The following is a 13430-nucleotide window of genomic DNA, read 5'->3' as shown; positions in this document are numbered from 1 at the left end:
TCCACCAGCGGGAGGAGTTCCGGCACAGGAGCGTCACCGCCCCCGCCTGCGTGGGGCAGATCTGCGGCCTGGGCCTGTACGGCTACGAGGCCGCCATGTCCTACTTTCTCTTGAAAGAGAAAGTAGGCAAAGAGAACTTTCACACAACTCTCCCTTGAAAGAGAACGCAGGCAAGGAGAACTTCCGTGCTTCGCCCTCCTGAAAGAGAAAGGGCGCAGGGGCGCACCTGCGTGTGCGCCCGCGTCTCCGCCGGGCCGGCACGCACGCCGGCCCCTGCCTGACCGTCGAACGACAAGGAGTGCTTCATGAAACAGAATCGCGTCCCCCGCATCGGCATGCGGGTGATCAAGACCGCCGTGGCGGTGGTGCTGTCCTATCTGGTGTTTGTCCCCTTCGGGCTGCTCTATCGGGAGGAGCTGGGGGGCGTGCTGGGCCAGGCCGGGCCCCTCTATGCCTGCATCGCCAGCATCATCTGCCTCCAGTCCACGGTGGATCAGTCCGTCCAGCTGGGCATCTCCCGCCTCATCGGCATCGGGGTGGGGGGCGTGCTGGGCATCGCCACCCTGCTGCTGGGCCCCGCCCTGGACAACCCGTGGATCAAGGCGCCGGTGCTGGGGCTGGTGTGTGTGGCGGGGCTGTGGCTGTGTCTGCTGCTCAAGCGGCCGGGGGCCTGCGTCATGGCCTGCATCCTGCCCTGCGTGATTCTCATCACCGGCGTCACCGGCGTGACCCGGTATCACTATGCCGTGGCCCGGATCGTGGAGACGCTGGTGGGCCTGTTCATCGCTCTGGGGGTGAACGCCGTCCTGCCGGATCTGCGGCCCGAGCCGGGAAAGGGGGCGCCCGATTTGCGGGTGGAGGTAAAAAACAGCACCAAAAAGCTCTGTGTCATCGGGGATCCGGTGGGCCACTCCAAGTCCCCCCTGATTCAGAACACCATGATCGCCGCCCTGGGGCTGGATTACGTGTACCTGTGCCAGCCGGTGCCCCGGGGGAGCTGCAGGCAGTGGCTGGACTGCGCCAGGTTTGCCGGCTACGCCGGGTTCAACGCCACCATGCCCCACAAGGAGGAGCTGGTGGGCCTGATGGACGAGCTGGACGAGGACGCCCGGCTCTTCGGCGCGGTGAACACCGTCTGCCTCCGGGACGGGAAGGCCTGGGGCTACAACACCGACGGGGCGGGCTTCCTGCGCACCCTGGACGATGAGGGGATCAGCCCCGCCGGGAAGCGGGTGCTGGTGCTGGGGGCCGGCGGGGCGGCCAAGGCGGTATGCCTCAAGCTGGCTCAGGCCGGGGCCGATGTGGTGGTGTGCAACCGCACCGTCAGCAAGGCGGCGGAGCTGTGTGCCCTCGCCCCGGAGCACCTGCGCCCGGCGGGCTTTGACATCGACACCCTGCGGCGGGAGGCGGCGGAGTGCCAGCTGCTGGTCAACTGCACCTCCCTGGGTATGGCGGGGGCCGGGGGGCAGTTCCGGGACTTCTCCTTCCTGGACGCGCTGCCCCTGAACGCGCCGGTGGTGGATCTCATCTACGCCCCGGCGGAGACCGAGCTGCTCTGCCGGGCCCGGGAGAAGGGCCACCACACCGCCAACGGCTTCGGCCTGCTGGTCAACCAGGCGGTGCTCTCCCTGGAGCACTTCACCGATACGCCCATCGACGCGGCGGCCATGAAGAAGCTGCTGGCGGAGAAGCTGGGCTGATGCCCGCAAAAAGCGCCCCGGAATCCACAGGATTCCGGGGCGTTTCTGTCTGGCGGGGTGGTTGGAGGCCTATCCCAGGGCCACGTCCAGCACCATCATGACCACAAACCCGGCCATAACGCCTAAGGTGCCGGTGTTGGAGTGCTCCCCCAGATGGGCCTCGGGGATGAGCTCCTCCACCACCACGTACATCATGGCGCCGGCGGCGAAGGACAGCAGCCAGGGCATGAGGGGCTGGATGCCTCCGGCGGCCAGCACCACCAGCACGCCGAAGATGGGCTCCACCACGCCGGAGGCGGCGCCGTAGAGGAAGGAGCGGAGCCGGGACAGCCCCTCCTGCCGCAGGGGCAGGGAGATGGCGGCCCCCTCGGGGAAGTTCTGGATGCCGATGCCCAGGGCCAGGGCCAGGGCGGAGCTGAGGGCCGCCCCCTCCCCGGCGTGCTGGGCGGCCAGGGCGAAGGACAGGCCCACCGCCATGCCCTCGGGGATGTTGTGGAGGGTGACGGCCAGCACCAGCAGGGTGCTCCGCCGCCAGGAAGCGTGGATGCCCTCCGGGCTCCGGGCCCCCGCGTGGAGATGGGGCAGCAGGCCGTCCAGCAGCAGCAGGAAGCCCACCCCCAGGACAAAGCCCCCCACCGCCGGCAGCCAGCCGGGGGTGCCGGCGGCCTCTGCCTCCTCGATGGCGGGGATGAGCAGGCTCCACACTGACGCGGCGATCATCACCCCGGCGGCAAAGCCCAGGAAGATGCGCTGCACGGCGGCGTTGAGCCGGGCGCGGAACAGAAAGACCATGGCGGCACCGGTGGCGGTCATGAGGAAGGTGAAGCCGGTGCCTACCGCCGCCCACAGGATAGACTGCATAAAGCCTCCTAATCAGTTAAAATAAGCTAACTTTCGACCAACAGTCGGGGGCCCGTAGCGCGGGCCCCCGACTCAGCCTCGCAGAGTTCGTGCCTCCGGCACGAAACAGATGAAAATCCGTTTTTCCCGAGGACACGTGCCTCGGGAAAAACACTTCTCAGCCGGCCAGTGTGTCCGGCTCCGCCGGACGCGCGCAGCCGGCTGCTCCTTCAACCAAGCGGCATCGCCGCTTGGTTGATCAATAGGCCACGCCCCAGTACACCATATGCTTGGCGGGCTTGCCGCACACGGGGCACACGTCGCCCAGGTGCTCCTGCTCCAGGGGGATGCAGCGGGAGGAAACCCCGGCCTCCTCCTTCATCTTCAGCTCGCACTCCAGATCGCCGCACCACATGGTCTTGGCAAAACCGCCCTGGGTGGACATCCGCTCCTTGACCTCCTCCAGGGTGGCGCAGGCGTAGGTGTTCTCGTCCAGGTTCTTCTTGGCCTTGTCGTACAGGCCCTGCTGCACCGCGTCCAGCATAGTCTTGACGGTCTCCTCGATGTTGTCCAGGGAGACGAAGGACTTCTCGCCGTTGTCGCGGCGAACCAGCACGCACTGGTTCTTCTCCATGTCCTTGGGGCCCAGCTCCAGGCGCAGAGGCACGCCCTTCATCTCGTACTCGGCGAACTTCCAGCCGGCGGACTGGTCGGAGGCGTCCATCTTGGCCCGGATGCCGGCGGCCTTCAGGCGGTTCATGACGGCCTCGTTGGCCTCCAGCACGCCCTCCTTGTGCTGGGCCACGGGGATGATGATCACCTGGGTGGGGGCGATCTTGGGGGGCAGCACCAGGCCGTTGTTGTCGCCGTGGGTCATGATCACGCCGCCGATGAGGCGGGTGGACACGCCCCAGGAGGTCTGGAAGGGGTTGTGGGGCTGGTTGTCCTTGCCGGCGAAGGTGATGCCGAAGGCGCGGGCGAAGCCGTCGCCGAAGTAGTGGGAGGTGCCGGCCTGGAGGGCCTTCTTGTCGTGCATCATGCACTCCACGGTGTAGGTGGCCTCGGCGCCGGCGAACTTCTCCTTGTCGGTCTTGCGGCCCTTCACCACCGGCATGGCCAGGTAGTTCTCGCAGAAGTCGGCGTAGATGTTGAACATCCGCAGGGTCTCCTCCATGGCCTCCTCCGCGGTGGCGTGCATGGTGTGGCCCTCCTGCCACAGGAACTCCCGGTGGCGCAGGAAGGGGCGGGAGGTCTTTTCCCACCGCAGCACGGAGCACCACTGGTTGTACAGCTTGGGCAGGTCCCGGTGGGAGTGGATGATGTTGGCGTAGTGCTCGCAGAACAGGGTCTCGGAGGTGGGGCGGATGCAGTACCGCTCCTCCAGCTTCTCGCTGCCGCCGTAGGTCACCCAGGCGCACTCGGGGGCGAAGCCCTCCACGTGATCCTTCTCCTTCTGGAGCAGGCTCTCGGGGATCAGCATGGGCAGATACACGTTCTCGTGCCCGGTCTCCTTGAACTTCTCGTCCAGAATCTTCTGAAAATTCTCCCAGATGGCGTAGCCGTAGGGGCGGAGGATGAACATACCCTTGATGGAGGAGTAGTCAATCAGCTCCGCCTTCCTGCACACGTCGGTAAACCACTTGGCGAAGTCCACCTCCATGTCGGTGATCTGCTCCACCTGCTTCTTGTCCTGTGCCATGTCTATTCTCAATCCTTTTTTCTAAAAAATACAGAGGGTTCTATTCATTTTATGCAGTCGGGGCGGAAAAGTCAAGGCCGCGCATAAAATTCCGGAATTTTCGCACACTGATTTCCGAGGAAAGGCGGTGCTGGATGTGCGTGTGGGCGTCTGGGAGCGGGACGAGGGCATTTCGGCGGCGGTGGGGGCCGCCCTGGCCGGGTATGGCGCGGAGGTGTCCGCCGGCCGCCACCCGGCGGAGCTGGCCGCCGTCCCCCTGGAGCTGCTGGTGATCTCCCCCGGCGCCCTGGGCTGGGCGGGGGCCGGGGCGGTGCACTGCCGGACGGTGCTCCTCCCCGGGGCGGCGGGCCCCCTGGCCCGCACCCTCCAGGCCGGGCAGGCGGTGAGCTACGGCACCTCCCCCCGGGACACCCTCACCTTCTCCAGCCTGGAGGGAGACCGGCTCTGCCTGGCCGTCCAGCGGGAGCTGGTGCCCCTGTCCGGCCCGGTGGTGGAGCAGCAGGAGCTGGTGCTCCCCTTCCCCACCGGGGCCTCCCCCCTGCCCTTCCTGGCGGCGGCGGGTGCCCTGCTCCTCTGCGGCGTGCCGCCGGAGGAGCTGCCCCGGCTGGCGGCCGGCCGGGGACACCGGCCTGGTTGACTTTTCCCCATTCCTGTGCTATGTTGGGGAGGAACCAACCGGCATCCGGGAAAGGAGAGCGCCATGGACAGACTGCGCCGCATGCCAACCCCGCTCCTGGCCGTGCTGGCCGCCTCCCTGCTGGCCAATCTGGTGCTGTTGGGGCTGCTGCTCCGCCCGCCCCAGCGGCCGGACGTCTCCGGCGCCTATGCCCTGGGCACGGAGGTGTCCATCCTGACGGAGGACGACCGCTTCCTGCTGATGTACGATGACGGCGGCTATCTGCTCTATCAGCGGTATCAGGTGCTGGACAGCGGCCGCTATTCCGTGGAGGACGGGAAGGGCACCCGGCTCCGTTTCACCTCTGACCGCGGGCAGGGCAGCTATATGGCCGTGTTTGCCCGGCCGGATACCCTCTACCTCCCCGACCGGGACACCGGCATCGGGCTCTACAGCCGGCACATGGACACCTCCACGATTGTCTTTGGGCCGGAGGAGATTGTCGGATGACACCGAAAAAGGGCGGGGCCCGGACATTGTCCGGGCCCCGCCTCCTGTTACCCCTCGATTTTCTTCACCGGGTCGGAGATCTCGCTGAGGGCCTTGCCGGCCTCCATGTCGAACTGGCGGCACTTGGCCAGATCCCCCAGGGACACCATGCCCACCACCTTGCCGCCCTCCAGCACGGGCAGGCGGCGCACCTGCCGGGCCGCCATGAGCCGGGTGGCCTCCCGGGCGTCGTCATCGGGAGAGACCACCGCGCAGTTGCGGGTCATGATGTCCTTCACCTGGGTCTGGGCCGGGTCGTCCTCCGCCGCGATGCAGCGCAGGACGATGTCCCGGTCGGTGACGATGCCCCGCAGGCCCCCGTCGTTCCCGCACACCGGCAGGGCCCCCAGATTGTGCCTGGACAGCAGCCGGGCCGCCAGGGAGGCCGACTCCTGGGGGGTGATGGTCACCACGCTGGGGTTCATGAGATCGCGTACTTGCATAACAAAACCGCCTTTCCTCCAAACTTTCTGTTAGTTTGGGCCGGAAGGGCGGTTTTATTCACGCTTCAGCTCCAGGTTGCGGCGGAGGGGGCCGGGGCCCCGCCAGGCGAAGGCCCGGCCGCCGTACTTCTCCCGGAAGGTGCGGTTGGTGAGGCCTTCCAGGTCGGCGTTTTCCAGACTGTCCACCAGATCTGTGGAAAACTCGGGCAGAGGGGACAGGGCCGGGGCGGCGTTGAAGGGACAGGCCCGCTGGCAGAAGTCACAGCCCCAGATCAGCGGGTGGGCCTTGAGCCGGGCCTCCTCCTCCCCCGTCAGCGCCCCCTTTTTCTGGGTCAGCTCAGACAGGCAGCGGGACACATCCGGCCCGCCCTCCCCCATGGCCCCGGCGGGGCAGGCCGCCCGGCAGGCCCCACAGCGGGGGCAGTCCGGGGCGGGCGACCGCTCCGGCAGCTCCAGCGCCGCGCCGGTGAGGATGGTGCCCAGGAATACATAGGTGCCGTAGGGGGGCAGGATCAGCAGGCCGCTGGCCCCCCGCAGGCCGATCCCCGCCAGCCAGGCCGCCTCCCGCTCCGGCAGTGGGGAGTTGTCGGCAGAGGGGAAAAACGATTCCCCCGGGTATTGTTCGGCCAGCGCTTCACAGACCGTATTCAACCGCCGCACCACCACCGCGTGGTAGTCCTCTCCCCGGGCGTACAGGGACAGGTTGCCCGGCCGCTCCCCGGCGTAGTAGGGGAAGGCGGCCGCCAGCACCGTCTTGGGCCGGGGGCAGAGGGCTTCCACCTTCTCCAGGGCTTCTGTGGACAAAAACGGCAGCAGCCGCCGGAAGGCCACGCCGCCCCAGGCGGCGGCCCCGGCGGCCGCGAACAGCTTATCCAGCATCGTACTTGTCCAGGGCCCGCTGGGCCAGCTGGCCGTCGGGGATGCAGGGCTCGGGGCCGTTCTTCCGCTTCTGGGCGGTCTCGCAGCCCTTGCCCGCCAGCAGCACCACCGCCGGGCGGCTGGCCCCCAGGATGGCCTGCTCCACCGCCATCTCCCGGTTGGGGATGACGGTGTAGCCCTTGCCGTGGGCGGACACGAACACCCCGATGTCGGCGCAGATGGCCTCCACCTCCTCGGAGCCGGGGTCGTCCTCGGTGAGGATGATCCGGTCGGCCCACTGCCCGGCGGCGCTGCCCATGCCCTCCCGGCGGTCGATGCCCTTGCCGCCGGTGCAGCCGAACATGACCGTCAGCTCCCGGCCGGGGTACTCCGCCTTGACGGAGCGCAGGGCGTTCTGCAGGCTCATGCCGTTGTGGGAGTAGTCCACGATCACCGAGATCTGCCCGTCCCGGCTGGCGTAGTGCTCCATGCGGCCGGGGACAAAGGCGCTGACCAGGCCCTCGGCCACCGCCTCCCGGGGGATATCGTACACCTCCGCCGCCGCCACGGCGGCCAGGGCGTTTTCCACATTGAACAGGCCCGGTGTGGAGATAGCCAGCTCCCCCTCGTATCGGGGTGTGCGCACGTGGAAGGCGATCCTGTCCCCCTCCTTGCGGACATTGGTGCCGTACACGTCGGCGGAGGGGAATTTTTGGGAGAAGGTGACCACACGGGGGCACTGCTCCGCGGCGGCGCGCACCTGCTCCACGTGGTCGCAGTCCAGGTTGACGCAGGCGTTTTTGGCCTGCTTGAAAATCAGCAGCTTGGAGTTGAGGTAGTCCTCCAGATTGGGATGCTCCACCGGGGAGATGTGATCCTCCCCGATGTTGAGGAACACCGCGCAGGTGAGATCCACCCCGATCACCCGGCCGTACTTCAGCGCCTGGCTGGACACCTCCATGGTCAGGTAGTCCGCCCCGGCGGACACGGCGTGGAACAGGTGCTTCTGGAGGTCCAGCGGCTCCGGCGTGGTCAGCTTGGCGGGCTTGCGCTCCACCCCGTCGTCGGTGACGATGGTGGACAGCAGGGCGCTCTCCCGGTGGCCCTGCCCCGCCAGCCAGGTGTCCACGATGGACTTGAAGTAGTAGGCCGTGGTGGTCTTGCCCTTGGTGCCGGTGATGCCGGTGATCTTCAGTTCCCCCGAGGGGTGGCCGAAGGCCCGGTCGGCCAGCAGGCCCATGGCCCGCCGGATGTCGGTGACCTGGATGCAGGGCAGGGGCACCTCCGGATAGACCGTCTCGCTGACGTAGGCAAAGGCCCCCTTCCCCATGGCGTCCCGCAGATACTCGGGCTTGAACTTCGCCCCCTTGCAGATAAACAGGGTGTTGGGGATCACCACTTTGGAGTCGCAGGACACCAGCGCCACCGGGCGGGTGGCGTCGGCGGCCAGGGGGGTGTCGTCCGCCACCAGCCCGTGGCGGAGCAGCAGCTGATAGTAGTCCCCCAGGGGGAGACGGGGTCGGTTCATCTGGTTCACCACCTTGTTTGGAATGGGGGATTCCTCCCCCGGGGAGTGGGCCTGCCCGGCCGGGGCACCGCTTTTGATGTCAAAAGCGGCGGGAAAACCACCAGGGCCTGCGGGCCCTGGACCCGGAGTCCATGGCGGCGGTGGGTTGTAATTGACCTGCAAAAACCAACCGCGCATCGCCGCCCGTCCCATTGGCTGGTGCTTGCGGTAATTGGGGCCCCCGCCGAAGCCCAGCGAAGCGGGTTCGGTGGGGAGAGGAGGCCCAGCGGAGGGAATGAGCTTTCGGGCCTGCCCGGAAGCGAACGATCCGTAGCTTGGGCCGACGACGTCGCGCCTCGGGTTGCACGCATCGGGATTACCCTGCAAGCCCTGAAAGTTGTTGCGTTGTACCGACTTGGCCCGCCGGGCCGCCGTCGGTGCCATGCCTCTGAAATACCACGATGTTTATGGCGGCTTGGAAACGGCGCGTCAAGGATGCCGCGCCCTACAGTGTCGCCCCCGAGCGGCGGAGGCGTCACGAAGTAAGCCTTCGCCGCCGGTAAGCTACCTGTAGAACAGCTTGGGGGGTACATCCAATAGGTTTTGGCGTTAAGAAACATGCCGGTGGCATGTTTTAGCCAAAAAGAAATCAAATATTCCTTAACCCGTGGCCCGCAGGCCCCCCTGATTGGTCGTTTCAAGGGGTGGGTGCAGGGCGGGGAAAATTGAAATTCCCCGCCCTGCCCTTTCTTTCCCCCCACTTTCTTTGGAAAGAAAGTGGGGCCGCCGGAGGCCGGTGCCTCCATGGGGCGGGCGATCACAGGTCGCCCCTACCGGCATGGCGGTTGACACGCGCGCCGCGGTCGTCGCGCGCCACGGGTCGACGACCGCGGGGCCCTAGACGGGCGGATAATATCCGCCCCTACGGGCTGTCCGTCCGGCCCAGCAGGTAGTCGGCGGAGACGTTAAAATAGTCGGCCATAGCCACAATGGTAGGTGCCATAGGCTCCCGCTCATTTTTTTCATAGCGGCAATAGGAGTTAAAGGAGATGTCCAGAACGTCCGCCATATCATGCTGTGTCAAATGCCGTTCTTTTCGCAAGGCTCGGAGACGCTCTCCTAAAATTTTCATGATACACCCCTTGACTTCCTCCATATAGAGGAATATAATCTAAATATCACCCGATTGGAGGAATTTTGGTGAACGACTTTTTACTCCATATCTACAACTACATTCTGGAGCATCTGGAGACCGACGACCCGGAATATGAGGAAAACCGCACTCGCGCGTCGGCCCAGTACGGCGCCTTGATGCAGGCCCTCCCGCCAAAACAGGCAGTACAACTGGAATCTTACCAGTACATGTCCGAAATTGCAAGGGATATGGAGCAGGAGGCCGTCTTTCTGGCCGCTTTCCGGGCGGGGCTCTACCTGGGCGCGTCGGCCCAGTGCCCATAAAGCCGCTACACCATCCGCAGCTTGTAGCCGCATGCGGTGATGCACTTCTCGGCCAGCACGTCCATGGCGTCCAGGTAGTAGTCGGGCAGGCCGTGGTAGGTGCGGTAGACGGACAGCTCGGTACAGGCCAGGATGGCCCCGCCGCACCCGGCGGCGCGCAGCCACTTGTCGATGACGGCGAACTTCTCCCGGGAGCCCTTTTCCCCCCGCTTGATCTCGTCGTAGATGATGCTCATGACCAGCTTCTGCACCTCGGGCGGGGGCGTGGCGGCCTCAATCCCCCGGGCGCCGCACTCCTTCTGGTAGATGCCGGTCTGGACGGTGCCGTCGGTGGCCAGGATGCCCACCTTTTTCTGGCCCGCCGCCGCCAGCACGCCCACGGTCTCCCTGGGCATGTGGATGAGGGGGATGGAGATCTCCCCCTGGAGCCGGTCGGCGAAGTAGTGGGAGGTGTTGCAGGGGATGGCCAGCACGGTGCAGCCCCCCCGCTCCAGCAGGCGGGCGCCCTCCAGCAGCCGCCGGTAGCAGCCCTCCGCGTCGCCCCCCAGGATGGCGGCGGTGCGGTCGGGCATGGAGGTGTCGCTCCAGATCAGGGTGGGCAGATGCTCCTGGTCGCAGGCGGCGTCGGTGCGATCCAGAATCCGCTGGTAGAAGTCCTGGGTGGCCTGGGGCCCCATGCCGCCCAGGATGCCGAGGCGCTGTTCCGTCATTTCACTTTCTCCATGCAGGAGGCGTACCAGCCCACGTAGCGGCGCTGCCCCCGCAGAATCCGCAGCTTGTGCATCAGGCCGTTGTCCGGGCCGTAGAACAGAGGGTTCACCGAGGCCCCCGCCTGATCCAGCGCCCGCATCTCCTGGTGATACTTGGGATTTACATAGTCGTAGGCCACCTGTTTGGGGATCACCCACCACAGGTGGCGGTTTTTTGTCACCGTCAGCTCGCAGGGCCTGCCCTCGATGCGATCCTCCACCAGGTACTTGGCCAGGTTGTACCCCGCGCCGGTGACGTAGTAGTTGCTCCGCCCCTGGCGGCAGTTGATCTCGAAGGCCTTGAACTTTCCATCCCGCTGGTCGAACTTGATGTCGAAGTTGGAGAAGCCGGTGAAGCGGATGGCCTCCAGGAAGCTCTTCAGCTTCTCGCACAGCTCGGGCTCCGGCTCGGTGATGATCACCGCGTGGTTGCCGATGGCGTGGCCGGTGTGCTCCTCCAGCAGCACGTGGCCCACGCACATGAGCCGCACCTTGCCGTCGGCACCGGAGTAGTTGGTCACCACCCGCATGTAGCTGTCGTCGCCGGGGATGAAGTCCTGGAGGATCAGGGAGTCCTCATACCCCGCCTCGTAGATCTGGTCGATGACCTGGTCCACCTCCTCCCGTGTGCGGAGGATGTAGGCCTTCTTCTGGGTGGGGAAGGGGTGCTTCCAGTAGGTGTCCGACTCGGCGGGCTTGACCACAAAGGGGCCGTCAAAGGGCAGGGTGAAGTCGTGGCCCATGCCCTTGTGGTACACCACGGTGGCCGGGTGGTCAATGCCGTACTGGTCACACAGCTGGTAGAACTTCTCCTTGTGGATCAGGGTCTCCAGCATGTCCAGGTTCACATAGGGCGCGATCACATTCTCCGGGTAGCTGGGCAGGTTGGCGGAGATGGCGTTGAGGTAGTTGTCCCCGCAGCCCAGCACCAGGATCTTCTTGTCTGGGAACTCCCTGGCCACCTCGGTGACGTTCTCCAGCACCTTGTCCACCCGGTCGTTGCCCTCCCGCACCCGGTAGTCGATGATCCTGCTGCCGGCGCACACGCTGGCGGGAAACATACCGTAGACGATGGTCTTGACGCCGTAAGCCTCGTGAAAGGCCCGGGCCATGCTGTAGGCGTTGATGTCGGAGCCCAGCAGCACGGGCACAAACTCAGTTGCCATGGAAATACGCCCCCTGGAAAGTAATCTCATACCAATTTTCGCCCATGGGCCGCACCTGGGCGGGGTAGTCCGCCGCCAGGCGCTCGGCCTGGGCCCGGCTCAGGCGCAGCTCCCGCCGGAGCAGCTCCCCCCCGGCGAAGCACTCGGAGAGCAGCCGGCCCAATCCGCTGTCCTCCCGCATGTTCTCTATTTTTGTCATGTTCCATTCTCCTTAAACCCTGTCCAGGGGGTATCCAAGCTGTCTGAGGTAGCTTCGCTTAAACTTCCATCGGAAGCGCCCCCGGCGCTTCCGACCCCCTGGATACGAGCCTGCGTGCCGGCGAAACGCCGGCGACTTGGCTCGATACCCCCGGTTTCGCGCCCCGTGGCGCGGGTCGGGGTGTCTTTCCGGGAAATGAATTCCCGGAAAGACGGATCTTGATTGGATTTCGCCCGCAAGGCGGGCGAAACTCTGTCAGACCGGCGGGGCGACACACAGGTCGCTCCCTACGGCAAGTCTGAAAGCCTCTCGTAGGGGCGCACCTGTGTGTGCGCCCGTCTGCCATATGTGATGCCATCAGCCGCTGGCCCGTTTGACCTGATAGACCCCCTGGATCTGGCCCAGCTTATTGATGACGCCGGTGAGCTCCGACTGATCCTTGACCTCCAGCACGATGTGGACGGTGGCGTAGCCGTCGGGCATGGAGCGGGCGGACAGGTTGGTGGTCTTGACCTTGGCCGAGGACAGGGCCATGGCCACGTCCAGGGTGAGGCCGTCCCGGTCTTTGGCGGAGATCTCCAGGGCGGTCTGGTAGGAGGACAGCTCCCCGGTGGCCCAGGACACCTTGATCCACCGGCCGGCCTCCTCCGGCTTGCGGCGGGCGGGGTCGGCGTTGGGGCAGTCGGCCCGGTGGACGGACACGCCGAAACCCCGGGTGATGAAGCCCACCACCGGGTCGCCGGGCACGGGGGTGCAGCACTTGGCGAACTTCACCAGGCAGTTGTCGATGCCCTCCACAATGATGCCGCTCTGGCCGTGCTTGCCGGTGGCCTGGACGGGGATGGGGGGCGGATTGCCGGTGGCGGGGTGGATGGACGCCTCCTGGGCGGCCTTGTCGGCGGCGGCCTGCTCGGCGTGGAGGCGATCCAGCCGGGTCATCTCGTCCTTGACCCGCACCACCGCCTTCTGGGCGGACATGCCGCCGTAGCCGATGGCGGCGTACAGCTCGTCCAGGGTGCCGAAGCGCACCTTCTTGAGGATGAAGGGGAGCACGTCCTCGGCGGTGATGGCCGCCAGGGACAGCCCGGCGTGCTTGAGCTCCGACTCAAAGGAGGCCCGGCCGGTGGCGATGTTCTCCTCCCGCCGCTCCTTCTTGAACCACTGGCGGATCTTGTTGCGGGCCTCGTTGGACTTGCAGATCTTCATCCAGTCCCGGCTGGGGCCGTGGGCGGACTTGGAGGTGATCACCTCCACGATGTCGCCGTTGTTCAGCGGGGTGTCGAAGGGCACCATGCGGCCGTTGACCTTGGCGCCGGTCATGTGGTTGCCCACGGCGGAGTGGATGTTGTAGGCAAAGTCGATGGGGGTGGCCCCGGCGGGCAGGTTGATCACGTCCCCCCGGGGGGTGAACACGAACACCTCGTCGGCAAAGAGATCCACCCGCATGGTGCGGACAAACTCCTCCGCGTCCACGTCCTGCTGGCTCTCCAGCAGCTTGCGCACCCACTCGAAGGCCTCCTCGGTGCCCAGCTTGGCGTTGGCCATGCCCTGCTTGTACTTCCAGTGGGCGGCGATGCCGTACTCAGCGGTGTGGTGCATCTCCCAGGTGCGGATCTGCACCTCGAAGGGGATGCCCTCCCGGCCGA

At 66.1% G+C, this 13430-nt stretch carries 15 protein-coding genes; 5 read left to right on the top strand and 10 right to left on the bottom strand.

What is annotated here, in order from left to right:
* Together QZ378_RS09720 and aroE are read left to right on the top strand one after the other, a co-directional pair.
* Positions 1-158: type II 3-dehydroquinate dehydratase (locus tag QZ378_RS09720; protein WP_291258121.1), on the top strand; the 158-nt coding region annotated here is incomplete at its 5' end.
* Between the two features lie 147 nt (positions 159-305).
* A complete protein-coding gene (aroE, locus tag QZ378_RS09715) occupies positions 306-1700 on the top strand; it encodes a shikimate dehydrogenase (RefSeq protein WP_191380256.1) in 1395 nt (464 codons plus the stop codon).
* Between the two features lie 69 nt (positions 1701-1769).
* Here the strand turns inward: aroE and QZ378_RS09710 are convergent, their stop codons facing one another.
* The gene (locus QZ378_RS09710; RefSeq protein ID WP_087242387.1) at positions 1770-2561 is read right to left on the bottom strand and encodes a ZIP family metal transporter; all 792 of its coding nucleotides are present in this window, start codon (positions 2559-2561) and stop codon (positions 1770-1772) included.
* A gap of 238 nt (positions 2562-2799) precedes the next feature.
* Positions 2800-4239, bottom strand: coding sequence for a proline--tRNA ligase (gene proS / locus QZ378_RS09705; RefSeq protein WP_291258120.1), 1440 nt, complete (start codon positions 4237-4239; stop codon positions 2800-2802).
* 127 nt (positions 4240-4366) lie between these two features.
* On the opposite strand from proS, the gene QZ378_RS09700 reads away from it, so the two are divergent.
* Entirely contained in the window at positions 4367-4876 is a 510-nt protein-coding gene (locus QZ378_RS09700; protein ID WP_291258119.1) for a hypothetical protein, read from the top strand.
* A 63-nt stretch (positions 4877-4939) separates the two neighbouring features.
* A complete protein-coding gene (locus tag QZ378_RS09695) occupies positions 4940-5365 on the top strand; it encodes a hypothetical protein (protein ID WP_291258118.1) in 426 nt (141 codons plus the stop codon).
* A gap of 47 nt (positions 5366-5412) precedes the next feature.
* On the opposite strand, the gene QZ378_RS09690 is transcribed toward QZ378_RS09695, so the two are convergent.
* The 4 genes from QZ378_RS09690 to QZ378_RS09675 form a co-directional block, all read right to left on the bottom strand.
* Entirely contained in the window at positions 5413-5847 is a 435-nt protein-coding gene (locus tag QZ378_RS09690) for a CBS domain-containing protein (RefSeq protein WP_291258117.1), read from the bottom strand.
* Between the two features lie 54 nt (positions 5848-5901).
* Positions 5902-6726, bottom strand: a complete 825-nt coding sequence (locus tag QZ378_RS09685; RefSeq protein WP_291258116.1) for a QueG-associated DUF1730 domain-containing protein — start codon at positions 6724-6726, stop codon at positions 5902-5904.
* Entirely contained in the window at positions 6716-8233 is a 1518-nt protein-coding gene (murE, locus tag QZ378_RS09680) for a Mur ligase family protein (protein ID WP_291258115.1), read from the bottom strand. The genes QZ378_RS09685 and murE overlap by 11 nt, the downstream gene beginning before the upstream one ends.
* A 901-nt stretch (positions 8234-9134) precedes the next feature.
* Entirely contained in the window at positions 9135-9344 is a 210-nt protein-coding gene (locus QZ378_RS09675) for a helix-turn-helix transcriptional regulator (RefSeq protein ID WP_191385462.1), read from the bottom strand.
* 68 nt (positions 9345-9412) lie between these two features.
* Between QZ378_RS09675 and QZ378_RS09670 the strand changes: the two genes are divergently transcribed.
* Complete coding sequence (locus QZ378_RS09670) at positions 9413-9670, top strand: DUF6809 family protein (protein WP_191385461.1); 258 nt, start codon at positions 9413-9415, stop codon at positions 9668-9670.
* Positions 9671-9675: 5 nt separating this feature from the next.
* On the opposite strand, the gene QZ378_RS09665 is transcribed toward QZ378_RS09670, so the two are convergent.
* The 4 genes from QZ378_RS09665 to QZ378_RS09650 all read right to left on the bottom strand — a co-directional run.
* A complete protein-coding gene (locus QZ378_RS09665) occupies positions 9676-10380 on the bottom strand; it encodes an amino acid racemase (protein WP_291258114.1) in 705 nt (234 codons plus the stop codon).
* Positions 10377-11585, bottom strand: a complete 1209-nt coding sequence (locus QZ378_RS09660; RefSeq protein ID WP_291258113.1) for an ATP-grasp domain-containing protein — start codon at positions 11583-11585, stop codon at positions 10377-10379. Before QZ378_RS09660 ends, QZ378_RS09665 begins: the two co-directional genes overlap by 4 nt.
* The gene (locus tag QZ378_RS09655) at positions 11575-11784 is read right to left on the bottom strand and encodes a hypothetical protein (RefSeq protein WP_191529982.1); all 210 of its coding nucleotides are present in this window, start codon (positions 11782-11784) and stop codon (positions 11575-11577) included. Before QZ378_RS09655 ends, QZ378_RS09660 begins: the two co-directional genes overlap by 11 nt.
* A 357-nt stretch (positions 11785-12141) precedes the next feature.
* Positions 12142-13430: TGS domain-containing protein (locus tag QZ378_RS09650; RefSeq protein ID WP_291258112.1), on the bottom strand; the 1289-nt coding region annotated here is incomplete at its 5' end.

Source organism: Flavonifractor sp. (genome assembly GCF_019422385.1).
In the GTDB taxonomy this organism is placed as follows: Bacteria; Bacillota; Clostridia; order Oscillospirales; family Oscillospiraceae; genus Flavonifractor; species Flavonifractor avistercoris.
Note: the sequence above shows the minus strand (reverse complement) of the source record. Positions and strands in the feature narration are given on the sequence as shown.

What these genes read in the sequence shown, in the direction of transcription:
- aroE (WP_191380256.1), top strand. Translation starts at nt 306, where the DNA reads ATGAAACAGAATCGCGTCCCCCGCATCGGCATGCGGGTGATCAAGACC.
- QZ378_RS09710 (WP_087242387.1), bottom strand. Translation starts at nt 2,561, where the DNA reads ATGCAGTCTATCCTGTGGGCGGCGGTAGGCACCGGCTTCACCTTCCTC.
- proS (WP_291258120.1), bottom strand. Translation starts at nt 4,239, where the DNA reads ATGGCACAGGACAAGAAGCAGGTGGAGCAGATCACCGACATGGAGGTG.
- QZ378_RS09695 (WP_291258118.1), top strand. Translation starts at nt 4,940, where the DNA reads ATGGACAGACTGCGCCGCATGCCAACCCCGCTCCTGGCCGTGCTGGCC.
- QZ378_RS09690 (WP_291258117.1), bottom strand. Translation starts at nt 5,847, where the DNA reads ATGCAAGTACGCGATCTCATGAACCCCAGCGTGGTGACCATCACCCCC.
- QZ378_RS09685 (WP_291258116.1), bottom strand. Translation starts at nt 6,726, where the DNA reads ATGCTGGATAAGCTGTTCGCGGCCGCCGGGGCCGCCGCCTGGGGCGGC.
- murE (WP_291258115.1), bottom strand. Translation starts at nt 8,233, where the DNA reads ATGAACCGACCCCGTCTCCCCCTGGGGGACTACTATCAGCTGCTGCTC.
- QZ378_RS09675 (WP_191385462.1), bottom strand. Translation starts at nt 9,344, where the DNA reads ATGAAAATTTTAGGAGAGCGTCTCCGAGCCTTGCGAAAAGAACGGCAT.
- QZ378_RS09665 (WP_291258114.1), bottom strand. Translation starts at nt 10,380, where the DNA reads ATGACGGAACAGCGCCTCGGCATCCTGGGCGGCATGGGGCCCCAGGCC.
- QZ378_RS09660 (WP_291258113.1), bottom strand. Translation starts at nt 11,585, where the DNA reads ATGGCAACTGAGTTTGTGCCCGTGCTGCTGGGCTCCGACATCAACGCC.
- QZ378_RS09655 (WP_191529982.1), bottom strand. Translation starts at nt 11,784, where the DNA reads ATGACAAAAATAGAGAACATGCGGGAGGACAGCGGATTGGGCCGGCTG.